Here is a 14,224-nt window from a genome sequence, read left to right as displayed (position 1 = left end):
GAGATTAAATAAAATATCAATATAAATAAAGAAAATCCAGTCAATATCCAGTCAGGAGTGCCACTTCAAACCAGCCATAAAACGACCTATATCTAAGAAATGTGTTGGAGCACACATTATTCATAGCAATATTGTTGGGTTACACTCTATAAATCAATCTTTTACAGTATTAATCACTCCCTTTTCTAATACAATTGGGGTAAAAATTATATTATCCTACCCCATTTCTGCCCCCTTTAGTTATGAAGAGTTTCTTCATTAAGATCTGCAGTATATAATAAATGAAACTACGAAAAAACCCACTCATAGAATGAGCGGGTTCTCTTAGTATTAATTACCGTAGAAGTTGAAGAACACCTTGTGGCTGCTGGTTTGCTTTTGCAAGCATCGCTTGAGAAGCTTGAGACAAAATAGAAGATTTCGTCTGATTCATCATTTCCTTAGCCATATCTACATCACGAATACGAGATTCAGCAGCAGTTAAATTTTCAGACGAAGTACCAAGGTTATTAATAGTGTGATCCAAGCGGTTTTGGTATGCACCAAGGTCAGAACGTTGAGCTGATACTTGCTCAATTGCTTCATTAATTTGAGTAATAGCATTTGATGCTTTCTCGTGAGTAGAAACATCAAGAGAAGCTTCAACATTCTGGTTATTAGTACCATCGGTAACATTGTTAGTAGCAGCAAAATTTCCAGTTCCAGCATCTCCTGTTAATCCCAATGCATTTGCCCGCATATCGTCTATTTCGATAGACATGCTTTGTCCTTCGTTAGCGCCTACTTGAAAGCTAGCAGTAAAACCAAGTTTGGCACTTACTTCAGGGCCAGTTGGTGATTCATTCCCCGCAGTTTGAGTCAAAGTGAATGTTCCATTACTTTCAGTAGCTGTATAATTTGTATCATTACCAATAGCTGTAGTTAATTGAGAAACATTACTAAAATCACCAGAACCATCAGCTTGATACGTGTATTCATTTGATTCAATCGTTATACTTTGACCATCTTCAAGACTAGAAACATCTAAATCGAATTCATATACCCCTGCTACTGCGGCTACTACTGGAGGTCCTGTTTCTCCAGTTACACCAGCGGTAACTGTAGTAACTTCTGGGTTACTTCCCCCATCCAACAATTTTTGAGTGTTAAATTCAGTAGTATTACCAATTCGATTAATCTCTGATGTTAACTGGTTAACCTCTTTTTGAATTTCCCCACGATCTGTTTCTGTGTTAGTATCATTTGCAGCTTGTGTTGCGAGTTCACGCATTTTTTGCAGAATATCATGGGTCTCATTTAATGCCCCTTCTGCAGTTTGGGTCATTGAAATACCGTCTTGAGCATTTTTTTGTGCCTGATCCAGACCACGGATTTGGCCACGCATTTTCTCTGAAATTGCTAGACCAGCTGCATCATCTGAGGCATTGTTAATACGGAGTCCAGAAGACAGCTTCTCCATTGAATTTTGTTGAGCATTGTTTGCTTGACCTAATTGACGGTGCGTATTTAGCGCCGCGATGTTGTGATTAATTCTCATTAAAAAAACCTCCATGTAATTTGTTTTTCTACATAGCCACATCCATTTGGCTACATAATCTATAATCACTCTACTTTATAGAGTCATTACCATTGAATATTTCCTCACGATAGAAGTTAAAGGTTTTATCTCCTGAAAGCTTCAATCGTAAGTGTCCTTCTGGAGATTTTACTACTTCAATCTCACAGAGCTCTTCATTATGTTCAATAATTAATTTTTCTCCAGGCTTCCTGCCCAATACTAAAGCCATTAAAATCATCCTCCTTGATGCTTTCAATAATAGTATCGGATCATGTGTCTATATGTTTAGGAAAAAGACAGAAAAGGTTTTCTATTTATATAAAAAAGCCCTCCACCTTTTGAGAGCTCTTTACATAATGACATTCTATATTTTCATCAATAATGCTTACATATTTACTGAGAATATCAACTCTATAAGTATATCTTGATGATCTATCCATAAATGAAGTTTAAGAATAAAACACATCACTCGTGCCGACCATTCACTGTATCAACTAAATAATATATATGATATTAAAACCCCTATAGAATCGGTTTCCCATCTTAACCAGAATAGTATGAGATTAAATAAGATATCAATATTAATAATGAAAATCCAGTCAATATCCAGTCGCAAGTAGCACCTAAAAATGGTTCAAAACGACCTACAGCTTAGAAGGCTGTGGGTGTGGGTATGATTGGATTCGATGAGGCCTGACAGAACACTCTTAAATCAACGTTCTTTATGATTAATGAAGAAGTAGACTAATAAAAATGGGGCAGAAAATCTGCCCCATTTTCTGCCCCATTTTTATTAACATGAATCGAGTTTTCTCATATATTATTGTCATATCCTATCACTTACCCATACAATTTACGTAATGCTAGATAATAGAAAGGAGAGAGAATCATGTCACAACAAAATAAATGGAAGAAGAAGCCAAAAAGCATTTATCCTTTTGTTAAAGGACAAGTATATAAACGCTCTGACATTCATGATGAATTCGGAGGTAATAGACAGAGAGGAATATCAGCCTGCAGGAATCACCCAATTATATTCATCTTTTCTGGCAAATCTGGAGAAGATTACGGTTATAAAGATGGCTGGCAAGATGCCAGTACATTCTTTTATACAGGTGAAGGACAATCTGGAGACCAAGTTTTTAAAGAGGGAAACAAAGCACTAAGAGAACATATTAAGAACGGGAAAGATGTTTATTTATTCGAGAAGCTAGATAAAGCACCTTCTGGAATGTATGAATTTAAAGACCAACTTATTAACATTGGATATCATTATATTACAGGTAACGATAAAGAAGGAAATCACAGAAAGATGATTGTCTTTGAGTTTGAGACCACGCAGAAAATAAATAATGATAGCAATAGCACAGAACCCTCAACAGATTCAAACGATCTAAGTGACTTGCGTAACATTGCTCTAAAAAATGTGAATGATTACCAGAGTTCAACCTACCAACAACGCAAAACAATTATCCGTAAGCGAGCAGCAGCAATTAAAAAATATGCTCTAAAAAGGGCTAACCGAATTTGCGAAGCATGTAAAGAAGACGCTCCCTTTGAAACACAAGATGGAAGTCCCTTTCTTGAAGTACATCATTTGCAAAGACTTTCGGATGGCGGCCCTGATCACCCTAAAAACGTAGCTGCGATCTGTCCTAATTGCCATCGAAAAGCTCATTACAGTAAGGATGCCAAAGAATTCAACAAGTATATTGTTGAATTAATCTCAGAGAAAGAAAATACTCTAACTAATAAAATGGGTGAATAAATTCAAGCTCTAAAAAATGCATATTGAGGAGAGTTACTAGGAGGAATTAGTATTGAAGCCAATAATTAATGTTGTGGGAGCTGTCATTATGAGTAATGGTTATATCCTTTGCGCATTAAGAAGTGCGAATATGTCACTTGGTCTCCATTGGGAGTTTCCAGGAGGCAAAATTAAAGAAAACGAAACATCAGAGGAAGCACTTAAGAGAGAAATAAAAGAAGAACTTAATTGTGACATAGTTGTCCAGTCTAGAGTTGAAGAAACCACTCAGGAGAGTAACTCCCACATTATAAACCTTTCTACATATAAAGCTGAAATTATTGCTGGGGTCCCTGAGGCCACTGAACATGAAGAATTACGGTGGGTGAATATTATAGAACTTAGAAATCTTAAGTGGACACCTGCAGACATTCCCACTGTTACTCGTATAATGTATGAAATGTGAAATAGTATTTTATACATTGACCAATTTCCTTTTATCTTTATAAGGATAAACAGATAGAATTCCGCTCTTCCTAAATGAACGAACTTTCATTCGGTTGTAGCAATAAGCAAGGACATGATTTTTTCGGACTTCTACAACCCGAATTTTTCTCTGGCTCACGTTCCCCTTTCCATCGATATAAATCATTTCAAGGCTTTCCTTAGTTCCTGTAGCACGATTCAATAACTCTTCCATATCCCCCCTTTAACACGAACGTTTGTTCTGTTATTATATATAATATCACATCTAAATAAGAAGGAAACTGGAAAATGAAGGGCTAATAATGAGAGAATTCAAGGATTTAGAGACGGCCATCTTTTACGATTATACAGCTACAAAGATAAAAATGAACGAAAATTGGCTCGGGAAGCAAATACGAAATAGGCCTGTTCTTGATGCTCAAGGGGATCCACTCATGATATCGATGAATTTTATGGAGATACCCGTAGAATTTAGTGAAGAAGTTGAGGATTTCGAGCTTAAAACTGAAGAGTAACCATGCTTACATAAAATTCACAAAACAAATTCAGCAAAACATGACACCAAAAGCCTCTTAACTAACGATTATAAAGTAAGGAGGCGAAAAAAAATGAATAAAACTATGCGAAAAATTGACAAATGGCAAGAAGTTCTAGTGAAACAGGAGTTAAACGAAGAGTTAAGACGAGTTTTGAAAGAGATGCACATGTATTTTGGAGATCTTGATTATGAAATTAATCGCTTGAAGGTTAAAGCTCTTACTTACGAGGGTTACTTAGAAGGATTGGGGCAGGGAGATTTAATTATGGATGAGCTTTATTCGGAAGAGGACAAACACTAATTTAAGAATAAACCTAGCCCTGGCAAATCTGTCGGGGCTAGGTTTATTTTTATACCAAATCAAATTAATTATAGACTTCTAAAGTTGTTTTCTTCATCAGATATTCCAAATAGATGAAAGAACTGTTTTTTTTTGGAATCACTTCGTTTGTTTTTCACTTTATAACATAATGCCGCCCATAGGGTCTTTGAGGTAAATAAAGTAAAATAAAGTCCAAATTATCTGTAATTATAAGCAGAATTAGACGTATTACCATTATCCTTGATGAAAGGAAATAAACCAAGGTGAGAGAAAGTATGTCAAAAAGTATGCCATTTTTATGATGGCACCAATCTAGTAAATGATATCTGGATATCCAAATTGGAAAGTATTACAAATAACATGTGCTAAACTTTTTGAATAAACGTTTCTGAAGCACTTTTTAAAATTCAGGGCTTGATTCACCGAACATACCTTCGTTACCTTCCTAATTTCATTTTCGTTTTGTGAGATTTTCGTGAGTTATATTTGGTGTCTATGCGTTTACCAATAGAAAAACGTAATTTAAAGGAAAAAGCCTAATTCCTCTTATTTTTCACTGAAGAATTAGGCTTTTGATCATTACCAATGTGACTGTGCGTAGAACAGAACATTATCTGTTGAACAGTAATCTTGTACTCTTAATAATTTCATTGTCCATATTAAATACAAAACAATCGTTATTGTTCTTCTGTCGTTCCAATGTATATGTTTTCTTTATCAAAAATGAGTTCAATTGACTGATTATTCAGTTTATTTATTGTATTAATATTTTCAACGAAAGGTCGAATGTAATCGTTCTGCTTTTCAGTAATTTGTTTGAATTTTTTTATAGTCTGCTCTGTTTTCTCTGAACGTTCCCTTTCCAGTTTGTTGCTAACCAATACTGTGGTTGTGCCAATTATTTTTTTTATGTCATGGTGCTCATTTGCTAAAGTATCTCCTATCCCTCTACTAGCGGTTATTGATCTCTTATACATTTTGGACTGTAATGAGGACTGAGCATATTTTTTAATTTTGTCCTGGCACTTAGTGGAGAGTTCAGAAAACTTGAGTGAATAATCTTCTATTTTTTTAGAAATACCACCAAGATCTTCTGACTTAAAGTTTTTTAAAAGAATTACTTCAAGGAATGAAGAAAAGGAATACAAATATAAAGCAAGTTGGTAGTCATTAAAACCATAGTAAATTTCTTTAAGTTGCTTTTTCACCCATTGATTCCCATGAAAAAAATACTTTTTATTTAATTTAGTAGTTATCTGATCTCTGTATAACTCAATCTTTCTTTCTGCACCCTGCTTGATACCCAGTACAATATTATAATTGCTATCTATATATTTTTCGTTGTTCCAATAGTATTTATATCTATGAAGAACATCCGTCAAAAAATTGAGATCACCTTTTATATCGGACCTCTCTTTTTGTACAAGAAAATCAAGGAGTTCTCGCTGCATTTCTTGGATATTGTCGAGTTTTTTGTCAATGTTGGCTAAAGTCGTAGCCATAAACAGCATTGTTGGATTAAAGACAAGAGGATTCAACACAGCCTGTCCGCCACCTACTGCACCATTTCCCTTCAAAACACTTCCTAAGTATCCTGAACCATTTTTGAATTTTGCTAGGTGTGTACCTTGTGGTATCGTTACTTGATATAATCCACTTGTAGTTCCACCATCATTTATGACATTTTGAAATGCCGCAGTCAATGGCTCAAAGGCTGTACCGAGGGTTGAAACTCGCGATAAAGGCAGTTTTGTGTATTTAGCTACACAGAGCTGTTCTTTTATAATGGCAGGGTAACATTCAACGTCTGTCTTTGCTTTTACAACTTTGCTTTTCCTCTTAGCGATATCGTTAGTTATTTCAAATTCATCTGACATAACTTAACATCACTCCTTTTTCTTAATGTTCTTCAAATTATACTATACCTTATGACTATCAATCTCGCTCCATAAACAAGTGGAGTAGAATCCTAAAAGGTATGAAGATAAGTGTGTCCATTGAACATGAACTATTTAACAAGTATTTATCCAGCAATTCGTTTGAAATAAAAAACCTCCTTGGATAGGAGGTAGATGGTAAATACCAAAAATTAACAAATGAAAAGTGACATATTTTCATTGACTTATGGGTAATATAGAATTAAAATCGAATTAGATTTTAAGAAAAGACTGATGGCAACCAATACGGTTAGGCGTCAGTCTTTTTTGTTTTTATAAAGGTCATATATTAATAACAACCTTCTGAATGCAGTACTGAATTTGTTTACAGAAACTTCTTTAAGTCTCATCAAATGCTTTTCAATATATGCCTCAACTTCGGAAAAACCAAGAGATAAGAAATTGTAACAAATTAATTCTATCTCTTTCTCTCTCCTGAAATCTTCTTCTAGTATTTCATCCAAAGATTCCATATCTATTCTATACGGTTTTGGAACAGTGTTGATCGTGCCTTCTAAATCACTAAAGTTTTCAATTCTTTGCCGTACTTTTTCCTTCTCATCTGCATTTAAATTTGTTCTGTCCAATTCTATTTCTTGTACGTGTTTTAAGAATGGTATACGTGATTTTGGCTGTTGAGTTGCTAAAAACCGCAATGCTATATCTGTATGAATTTCTTTTTTTCCATAGAAATAATCTAAAGTGTAAGTCATCAAATCAGGCATCGCAAAAATGTAGGCTTTATCTCCTAATGCTACTACAAGCTGGTCATTCCCGATGATCTTCTCTATATCATCTAACTCCTGAGGTGATAACAGTAAGGTATTCAAGCTTCCCTTCTGTCCACTATCAACGATTAGCTGCTTAATTATATTTTGGTATTTCCTTACTTCTGCAGGATGGACCCCTTGATCTACCTTTATCAAATATTCATATACTAAGGTAAAATCAGCTACTGAAATTAATGTGTATTCGCACTCTAAGTCTCTATCGTGAATAATTTGTTCAGATATGCCTTCCTCATTTTCGTCCCACTCTACGATGATAATTCGTGAACTCATGGTTTTAATGTCGTGAGGGGTCATAGATGAAGAAAAATCCTTAATAATCTTACGAATATTCTTATCAGAAAGAGAATAACCCATGAAGATAATTGGAGAGTGTAATAGCATAGAAATTATTTTTGCACTAATGAGCACAGAATTATTATCAAATGCCGCATAATCATCTTCATCAATAATTATAGATCCTGGCTCGCTAATACAGCCATGTATTTTATATAATTCAGCCCAGCCAAATGTCTGTTCAAAGAAGCCACGCTGCCCCACATAAATGTTTAAATTTTCATCGCTTACATCGTTATAAGCATACTCTACAAGCTGATCATAGTTGGTAGTTATTATTATTTGTGTTTTATTGAGGATCTTTTTAAAAAACTCAAACTCATTAGTCATTTCTTGCTTGATTTGATTTTGAGCAAACCTATTAGATAATGCCTTTTTGAATGGTGAAATTTTAGTTTTATACGCATCTTTTTGGGTGAATCCTTCTATTTCTATTTCTTCATTTACAAATTTCTCGTTGAACTTCTTAGCAATCTGGGTTCCAATTTGGATGTTAACAAGGTAATCTGCATCTTCTTCACTATATTCGGGGTGACTGCCTTTAATATCACTAGATAATGCATTTAGAGCCGCATAAAAATCTTTATCCGGATGTATAATGTTCCAATATTCTTCTAACAACTCTTCCCAGCTAGGGAATTTTTGATTATATCTCTTGGATATCCCAGAACCAAAAAAGAGAATTGGATATTCATTATTCTCCACCATTGCGTTCAAAGACTGTATATCCGACATAGAACCTCTCCAATATAAGTATTTACACTTATTATAGAATAAAGAAAAATAGAAATACAGTTCACATGGATAATTTATACTATCTTTACGTCAGATATGTCTTGGATTTGGATCGTTACATTGAGTTTATCCGTCATATTTATGCACCGTACACCTTGACTTACTGTATCTATGGAATAAACTTTCACTACTGTATAACTAAAGTTAAAACCATTGTAGTATTTAATTTCTACGGTTAAGTCATCATGGATAGCCCTTTGCAAAGCAAAGCTTATTTCCTCCATCTGTTGCTCATCCAGAATTGGCTTATCGACACGTTCGTCCTCTTTCCATACTTGCTTTACCATCTCTACATGCTCCGGTAGCATCAAAGACGTCCACTTGATCGTCCCTCGATCCCGATTTCGATTATCCATTTAGAGGTACACCTTTCCTTTCTCTGAAAGGGTACACCGATAGGATGCCGTCCTTTCTAAATGAACGCACTTTTTTACGATTGTAGCAATAAACAAGAATATGACTTCCTCGATCTTCAACGAAACGAATTCTTCTCTGGCTCATATTCCCTTTTCCATCGATATAGATCACTTCAAGACTAACTTTAGTACCTGCAACACGATTCAATATTACGTTCATTAGTCTTCACCTCTCTTTAATACGAACGTTTGTTCTGTTATTATATTATGATATCACAATCTGCTGTGAAATAAACTGGAAAATGGAGGTCTTATAAATGGAGTTATTTAGGGATTTAGAGATAGCATTTTTTTAATGATGACCCTAAAAAGATAAAGATGAATGAGGAATGGCTGGGAGAACAAATAAGGAACAGACCTGTTCTCGATGCACAAGGAGATCCACTCATGATGTCTATGAATTTTATGGGGATACCTGTAGAATTTACAGAGGACGTTGAAGATTTTGAGCTTAAGAGTAAAGAATAAACAAGCTTACATAAAATTCACAAAACAAATTTAGCAAAACATGACACCAAAAGCCTCCTAACTAACGATAATAAAGTAAGGAGGCGAAAATAAATGAATAAAACTATGCGAAAAATTGACCAGTGGCAAGAAATGCTAGGGAAACAGGAGTTAAACGAAGAGTTAAGACGAGTTTTGAAAGAAATGCATATGTATTTTGGGGATCTTGATTATGAAATTAATCGCTTGAAGGTTAAAGCTCTTACTTACGAGGGTTACTTAGAAGGCTTGGGACAAGGAGATTTAATAATGGATGAGCTTTATTTAGAAGAGGATAAACACTAATTTTATACACCTGGTCCCAACAGACCGTCGGGCCAGGTGTATTTTCAGACCAAGCAAATTAATTATAAACTTTCAAAGATCATTCCTATACGTTATCCAGATAGATTAACAACCTTACCTTTTTAGGAATTTGGCTCCCTACTTCCATTAACGACCAATGCTCATGGTAAAACGGTATCCCGCCCATATTCCCTGAGCATAACAAATACCTTATTATAAGAATTAAGATGCATATTTCATAGGTTTTTCAAGGCGAAAGTATATTAATTAGGTGAAATAAGATATAAGTATTCATGAACCATATCCAGTCAGAATCCAGTCATAATAGTAGTTTTTCAGCAGTGGAAATCGAATGTTATAGCAAATAGATTAAGAGTCAAGTAGCTCCTTACAGCCATAGTAATTTCATAAAAAACCATTTCCGCACAATACGTATAGTCGATATGAACTGCAAGAAAATCACTTCACAAACTTACATGTTGTATGTTTGTGAATTTCTTCAAGTCTTCTCCCTATATTATTGAGGTCATTCACACAAAAAACTGATCAAAATTTCATGTCAGCTTCTTTGCTTTTATATCTTACTTTGCATACCTGAGGAGTTCAGTTGCCGCTTTAAGACGATAATCAAAATCATCAGATTTTAAAGCAGCATACATTATTTCTAATGCTTCTTCGATAGTACTTTCTTCAACTTTTCCAGATGAAACTTTTTTCAGTGAAAAGTCAGTATTTAATACTTCTAGTTCAGCTGCTTCGACGGGGTATTTAAACTTTGTTACCGCACTTCGGTTACGAAGTAGTTCTTGGATTTTAGGATTAAGATCTTCTTTTTCTGCAACTTGCAATAATTCAAAGTCACGCTGGTGAGCCATTCCTTCCTTATTATCATACTTTTCCACATATCTGTATGGACCAACTTTTACAATATATACTGTATCCTGATGTCCGTTGAAAAGGACAATATCTCCTTCATGCATCGTGTGAGCAAATGACCACACATTCCCTAAATCATTCCCTAAACTTCTTGAGTTATCATATGAATACTTTTTTTCTAGCCTTTTTCTCACTTCTTCTTTCGATACCGATGTAAAATCTCCAATGCCAGGCCAACCAATTGCAATAAATTCTCCCTGAATAAATTCATTTAACCTTTCTTTACCATGGGGTTTCGTCTTGATTTGAAATATATCCACCTTAATCCCTCCGTATTCGTCACGATCCGTGACGTTTATAAATAGATCATATAGCGTTCTCAACTAAATGTCAACCGTCAAAAACCGTAAGGAATCCTAACGAATCGAATGACCATGAAAAATATTATATGGAGTTCATAAATCTAGACCACACCAACAAACAAAAAAATGTTGACGTTCACAATACTTTAAATTTGTATCGCTAAAGCTAACTAATATCCAAAGTTAATTTTGACATAGTATAAACTCTCTTATTGGTTATGATTTTTTATGACATTAATAGCTCGTAAAATCAAAATTTTCTCTTTGAAAAAGAATATAATTCCATTGGAAGGAATAGAAGATTACGGACTTTTTCATCATATTATTACCATTTAACACTATTAAATTTGAGTAATCCAATTACATATGCCCACTAATTAGTACTTTTATAGTAGAATGTAAATAATATGTAATAGGAGGGAATTTAAGTAAATGATGAAAACTTTTCATATTCACGGTGATAATATAGTCGAATGCGAAAGAACTCTTGATTTAATAAAACAAGGGTTCAGTGATGGTGATGATAAGGTTAAAGTAGATGGTCCTCTGGGAACTTTTGCTTGCCCGGAATTTAGAATGAAATCTCCAGATGTTGACTTTAAATTCGTTTTCTATCCAGGCTTTAACAGATGGCATGAGGATATTTTATCTTTGGTGAAATATAGTGGTGGTATGCTTAGAGAGATTACCGATGTAATTATCACAGAGGTAGAAGGCAAAACTGAAAAGCCAGTTCTAGCAATTGAATTTTGCGGGGCACTACCAGCTGGTAATCAAGCTTGGCAGCGCAGTGGTAGAGCATATTCTTATGGGAGAGCAAAGATTCCCTTCTTATATGTAGCTGACTTAGGAGGATTTGAATTAGATAAGCACCGAAACAGAAAAGCACCAAGATTACCGAATCCCGCAGTACCCTTCAGTTATTTAAGTAATTCTATAGAAAATTCTACTCTCACTCTACCAATTTATTTAAAGAATTATGGTACTAGTAAAGAGGTAAGTGAAGCATATGACGGAGCTTTTGGTGAACATGAACTGATCTCAATTATTAGAAACACCCTAATAAATACGCCTATAGACAATGAAGTTGAAATATTAAAACAAAAAGCATTGATTGCTACTCAAAAAATAGCTGAAAAAAAGAAAAATAAAGATTCTCTCTCATCTGATGAATGGGAGAAATTACACGATTACCTAATAAATAAACATAAGGTGGTTGATTATATAAGCACGAGTAGAAAACTTGATTGGAAAAAGAAAATTAGCATTCCAACTGTTCCAAAAACATTACCTACCCTATTACGCGTTGCTTCAAAATACGCTCTCGGAATTACAGCCAAGAACCTTCCCTTTTGTTTAATACCAAAAGAAAACAGAAAGAAACTCGCTTCGGAGATCATAAATATCTATCAAGAGTTAGATGAGGATTTCAAAAGTTGGTTATCCAAAGACGAGGATTTAGTTATTTGTTGTATTACAGGCTTTAAACCAAAAGGTGATGATTCTCGACCAGATCGAGGACTCCCTCCCTTGCTAAGAATGTTAGTAGGTGAATCCGTAGATATGTTAACAGTGGTTTATGGACCTGCATACAAAAATACTTGGAAAACATTAAAAGAAGAACCTGGTGTATTAATTGAAAACAATGGACTCTGGCAATCAATATTAGGCTTAAGTGACGCAGTTTTAGTAGATTCAAGGACAGCTTCGTTCACAAGCAAAGGGTTTCTTTCAGAGCATTGGAAGGAAGAACTACCACAAATAGAAAAAGAAAGTATATACGTTACACCTAAACCGAAAAATTATTCTGAACATGACGTAGATACATTTCTCCACCTTCTTTTTTATCATCTAGGAAGTGATAATGTGTTTGAAGGTATGTGTAATCCACCTGGCGGGGACTGGAGTGGTATTTCTATTCTAAGTAAAGAAACAAATAAAGAGTTAAGATGGTTATCGCTTCCAAGGATTAGTGGAGAGAATTCAAAAAGACCAGATCATCTATTTCAAATTTCAAATGAAGAAAAGGATACACTATTAATTATAGAATCTAAAGAAACTATAGCTTCTGTTAAGAAGGAAGGAGACATTGGGGTCCGGCTTAAAAACTATGTAGAGAACCTAGTCCAACAAAATGCAAGTGTTGAAAAAAGCATTGGGACCAATGATTGGTCCCATTCTCAAGAAAGTATCGATATAGAAAATTATAATTTCACCTCTGCTGCAGCATGCAAAGTGAAAAATCTGGATTCTTTAATTGATATTTCCTCAAATACAAAATGTGACATTTTGTTTGGATTAGATTTTAAAGGTGATAAGTTGGATTTATTTATAAATTCTACTAGTATTCATGGAAAACATATAGAAGAATTTATAATCCAGATTACCGACCAAGATCCTAGAATTAATGTAATTTCACGTGAAACTACTCAATAATTTAAATATAAAGATTCTTTAACATCACTTAAAGATTTGTTTAATACTTTACCTACCGCTGAATTTCCACTTGTTTGCATTAACTGACGTTTGTACAATTCCTCTGGAACAGGGTAGGTAAGGTTTTCATCTCCTCTAGACCCATCAAATGAAAGAGCCCACTTAACCCCTTTAACATTCAAGTCTTCTAAAACTGTAAATAGTTTTTCTTTATCTAAGTTATTTATATACCTATTTTTACTTCCTGCGTAAGGAGGGTCTAAGTAAACAAAATCTCCTTTCACAGCTGTGGAAATAGTATCCTTATAATCACCACAGACAAAGTCGACTCCTTGAATTTTTTCATGCCAAGAGGTAACAATTTTTTCAAAGTTAGCCGGTGTCATACCTTTTCTAGATAAGTGAAAAGAGTTGTTAAACTTCCCATCCTTATTGAATCTTACAATTCCATTTACGCATGTTCTCATTAAAAAGGACAAGTCTAATCCATTAGGGTTATTATTAAATCTATCTCTTACTTCATAATAATATTCTGGTAAGTTTTCTTGAAGCATATTCCATTGCCGAGTGTAATCCTCTAAAACTAAATCCACATCATTTTGAACTAATTTCCAAAAATCTATCAGGGGCTGATACATATCTCCTCCGACCGAACCGTTTTTAGCAGCTAAATAAAGCAAAGACCCACCGCCTAAAAATGGTTCATAATACCTGTTGTACGAAGGGAAGTGTTTGTAAATTTCATTTGCCTGTCCTCTTTTGCTCCCAGTCCATTTCATTAAAGAAGGTATTTTTATACTTGGTGCTATACTTACCTTTGTCATTAAACTCATCC

15 protein-coding genes are annotated in these 14,224 nt (G+C 34.5%); 6 read left to right on the top strand and 9 right to left on the bottom strand.

All coding sequences use genetic code 11. The features are described 5' to 3' along the window. Window positions 1-334: 334 nt before the first annotated feature. On the bottom strand, window positions 335-1,537 hold the full coding sequence (locus ACXADE_RS02310) for a flagellin N-terminal helical domain-containing protein (protein ID WP_474978896.1): 1,203 nt from the start codon (window positions 1,535-1,537) through the stop codon (window positions 335-337). A gap of 70 nt (window positions 1,538-1,607) precedes the next feature. After that, window positions 1,608-1,787: a carbon storage regulator gene (locus ACXADE_RS02305; protein WP_474978895.1), complete on the bottom strand. Its 180-nt coding sequence runs from the start codon at window positions 1,785-1,787 to the stop codon at window positions 1,608-1,610. Between the two features lie 660 nt (window positions 1,788-2,447). On the opposite strand from ACXADE_RS02305, the gene ACXADE_RS02300 reads away from it, so the two are divergent. After that, window positions 2,448-3,326, top strand: coding sequence for an HNH endonuclease (locus tag ACXADE_RS02300; protein ID WP_474978894.1), 879 nt, complete (start codon window positions 2,448-2,450; stop codon window positions 3,324-3,326). 52 nt (window positions 3,327-3,378) lie between these two features. Then, a complete protein-coding gene (locus ACXADE_RS02295; protein ID WP_474978893.1) occupies window positions 3,379-3,771 on the top strand; it encodes a (deoxy)nucleoside triphosphate pyrophosphohydrolase in 393 nt (130 codons plus the stop codon). Window positions 3,772-3,780: 9 nt separating this feature from the next. Here ACXADE_RS02295 and ACXADE_RS02290 read toward each other — a convergent pair whose 3' ends face one another. Then, complete coding sequence (locus tag ACXADE_RS02290) at window positions 3,781-4,005, bottom strand: hypothetical protein (RefSeq protein WP_474978892.1); 225 nt, start codon at window positions 4,003-4,005, stop codon at window positions 3,781-3,783. Window positions 4,006-4,093: 88 nt separating this feature from the next. On the opposite strand from ACXADE_RS02290, the gene ACXADE_RS02285 reads away from it, so the two are divergent. Together ACXADE_RS02285 and ACXADE_RS02280 are read left to right on the top strand one after the other, a co-directional pair. Then, window positions 4,094-4,306 (top strand): hypothetical protein, encoded by a 213-nt coding sequence (locus tag ACXADE_RS02285; protein ID WP_474978891.1) that lies wholly within the window; start codon window positions 4,094-4,096, stop codon window positions 4,304-4,306. 93 nt (window positions 4,307-4,399) lie between these two features. Next, the gene (locus ACXADE_RS02280) at window positions 4,400-4,630 is read left to right on the top strand and encodes a hypothetical protein (protein ID WP_474978889.1); all 231 of its coding nucleotides are present in this window, start codon (window positions 4,400-4,402) and stop codon (window positions 4,628-4,630) included. 698 nt (window positions 4,631-5,328) lie between these two features. On the opposite strand, the gene ACXADE_RS02275 is transcribed toward ACXADE_RS02280, so the two are convergent. From ACXADE_RS02275 to ACXADE_RS02260, 4 genes are all read right to left on the bottom strand, one after another. After that, a complete protein-coding gene (locus ACXADE_RS02275; protein ID WP_474978888.1) occupies window positions 5,329-6,528 on the bottom strand; it encodes a hypothetical protein in 1,200 nt (399 codons plus the stop codon). Between the two features lie 317 nt (window positions 6,529-6,845). Beyond that, a complete protein-coding gene (locus tag ACXADE_RS02270; protein ID WP_474978887.1) occupies window positions 6,846-8,447 on the bottom strand; it encodes an SIR2 family protein in 1,602 nt (533 codons plus the stop codon). Between the two features lie 74 nt (window positions 8,448-8,521). Then, window positions 8,522-8,863 carry a YolD-like family protein gene (locus ACXADE_RS02265; RefSeq protein ID WP_474978886.1) on the bottom strand — a complete coding sequence of 114 codons (342 nt, stop codon included), beginning with the start codon at window positions 8,861-8,863 and terminating at the stop codon, window positions 8,522-8,524. Beyond that, window positions 8,856-9,083 carry a hypothetical protein gene (locus ACXADE_RS02260; RefSeq protein ID WP_474978885.1) on the bottom strand — a complete coding sequence of 76 codons (228 nt, stop codon included), beginning with the start codon at window positions 9,081-9,083 and terminating at the stop codon, window positions 8,856-8,858. Before ACXADE_RS02260 ends, ACXADE_RS02265 begins: the two co-directional genes overlap by 8 nt. A 401-nt stretch (window positions 9,084-9,484) precedes the next feature. Between ACXADE_RS02260 and ACXADE_RS02255 the strand changes: the two genes are divergently transcribed. Beyond that, entirely contained in the window at window positions 9,485-9,715 is a 231-nt protein-coding gene (locus ACXADE_RS02255) for a hypothetical protein (RefSeq protein ID WP_474978884.1), read from the top strand. Window positions 9,716-10,296: 581 nt separating this feature from the next. On the opposite strand, the gene ACXADE_RS02250 is transcribed toward ACXADE_RS02255, so the two are convergent. Next, entirely contained in the window at window positions 10,297-10,911 is a 615-nt protein-coding gene (locus tag ACXADE_RS02250; RefSeq protein WP_474978883.1) for a hypothetical protein, read from the bottom strand. A gap of 474 nt (window positions 10,912-11,385) precedes the next feature. Here ACXADE_RS02250 and ACXADE_RS02245 point away from each other — a divergent pair, with 474 nt between their 5' ends. After that, entirely contained in the window at window positions 11,386-13,389 is a 2,004-nt protein-coding gene (locus ACXADE_RS02245) for a hypothetical protein (protein WP_474978882.1), read from the top strand. Here the strand turns inward: ACXADE_RS02245 and ACXADE_RS02240 are convergent. Beyond that, the gene (locus tag ACXADE_RS02240; protein ID WP_474978881.1) at window positions 13,383-14,213 is read right to left on the bottom strand and encodes a DNA adenine methylase; all 831 of its coding nucleotides are present in this window, start codon (window positions 14,211-14,213) and stop codon (window positions 13,383-13,385) included. The genes ACXADE_RS02245 and ACXADE_RS02240 overlap by 7 nt on opposite strands. Between the last annotated feature and the right edge of the window lie 11 nt (window positions 14,214-14,224).

The sequence above is a fragment of the Halobacillus sp. ABR2_026 genome (assembly GCF_056158545.1).
The sequence above is the reverse complement of the archived record's forward strand: the minus strand, read 5'-3'. Positions and strand labels throughout refer to the sequence as shown.

Excerpts from the sequence above, each read along its gene's own strand:
- ACXADE_RS02280 (WP_474978889.1), top strand. The coding sequence starts at position 4,400 with ATGAATAAAACTATGCGAAAAATTGACAAATGGCAAGAAGTTCTAGTG.
- ACXADE_RS02310 (WP_474978896.1), bottom strand. The coding sequence starts at position 1,537 with ATGAGAATTAATCACAACATCGCGGCGCTAAATACGCACCGTCAATTA.
- ACXADE_RS02270 (WP_474978887.1), bottom strand. The coding sequence starts at position 8,447 with ATGTCGGATATACAGTCTTTGAACGCAATGGTGGAGAATAATGAATAT.
- ACXADE_RS02260 (WP_474978885.1), bottom strand. The coding sequence starts at position 9,083 with ATGAACGTAATATTGAATCGTGTTGCAGGTACTAAAGTTAGTCTTGAA.
- ACXADE_RS02285 (WP_474978891.1), top strand. The coding sequence starts at position 4,094 with ATGAGAGAATTCAAGGATTTAGAGACGGCCATCTTTTACGATTATACA.
- ACXADE_RS02300 (WP_474978894.1), top strand. The coding sequence starts at position 2,448 with ATGTCACAACAAAATAAATGGAAGAAGAAGCCAAAAAGCATTTATCCT.
- ACXADE_RS02305 (WP_474978895.1), bottom strand. The coding sequence starts at position 1,787 with ATGGCTTTAGTATTGGGCAGGAAGCCTGGAGAAAAATTAATTATTGAA.
- ACXADE_RS02290 (WP_474978892.1), bottom strand. The coding sequence starts at position 4,005 with ATGGAAGAGTTATTGAATCGTGCTACAGGAACTAAGGAAAGCCTTGAA.
- ACXADE_RS02275 (WP_474978888.1), bottom strand. The coding sequence starts at position 6,528 with ATGTCAGATGAATTTGAAATAACTAACGATATCGCTAAGAGGAAAAGC.
- ACXADE_RS02265 (WP_474978886.1), bottom strand. The coding sequence starts at position 8,863 with ATGGATAATCGAAATCGGGATCGAGGGACGATCAAGTGGACGTCTTTG.
- ACXADE_RS02245 (WP_474978882.1), top strand. The coding sequence starts at position 11,386 with ATGATGAAAACTTTTCATATTCACGGTGATAATATAGTCGAATGCGAA.
- ACXADE_RS02255 (WP_474978884.1), top strand. The coding sequence starts at position 9,485 with ATGAATAAAACTATGCGAAAAATTGACCAGTGGCAAGAAATGCTAGGG.
- ACXADE_RS02240 (WP_474978881.1), bottom strand. The coding sequence starts at position 14,213 with ATGACAAAGGTAAGTATAGCACCAAGTATAAAAATACCTTCTTTAATG.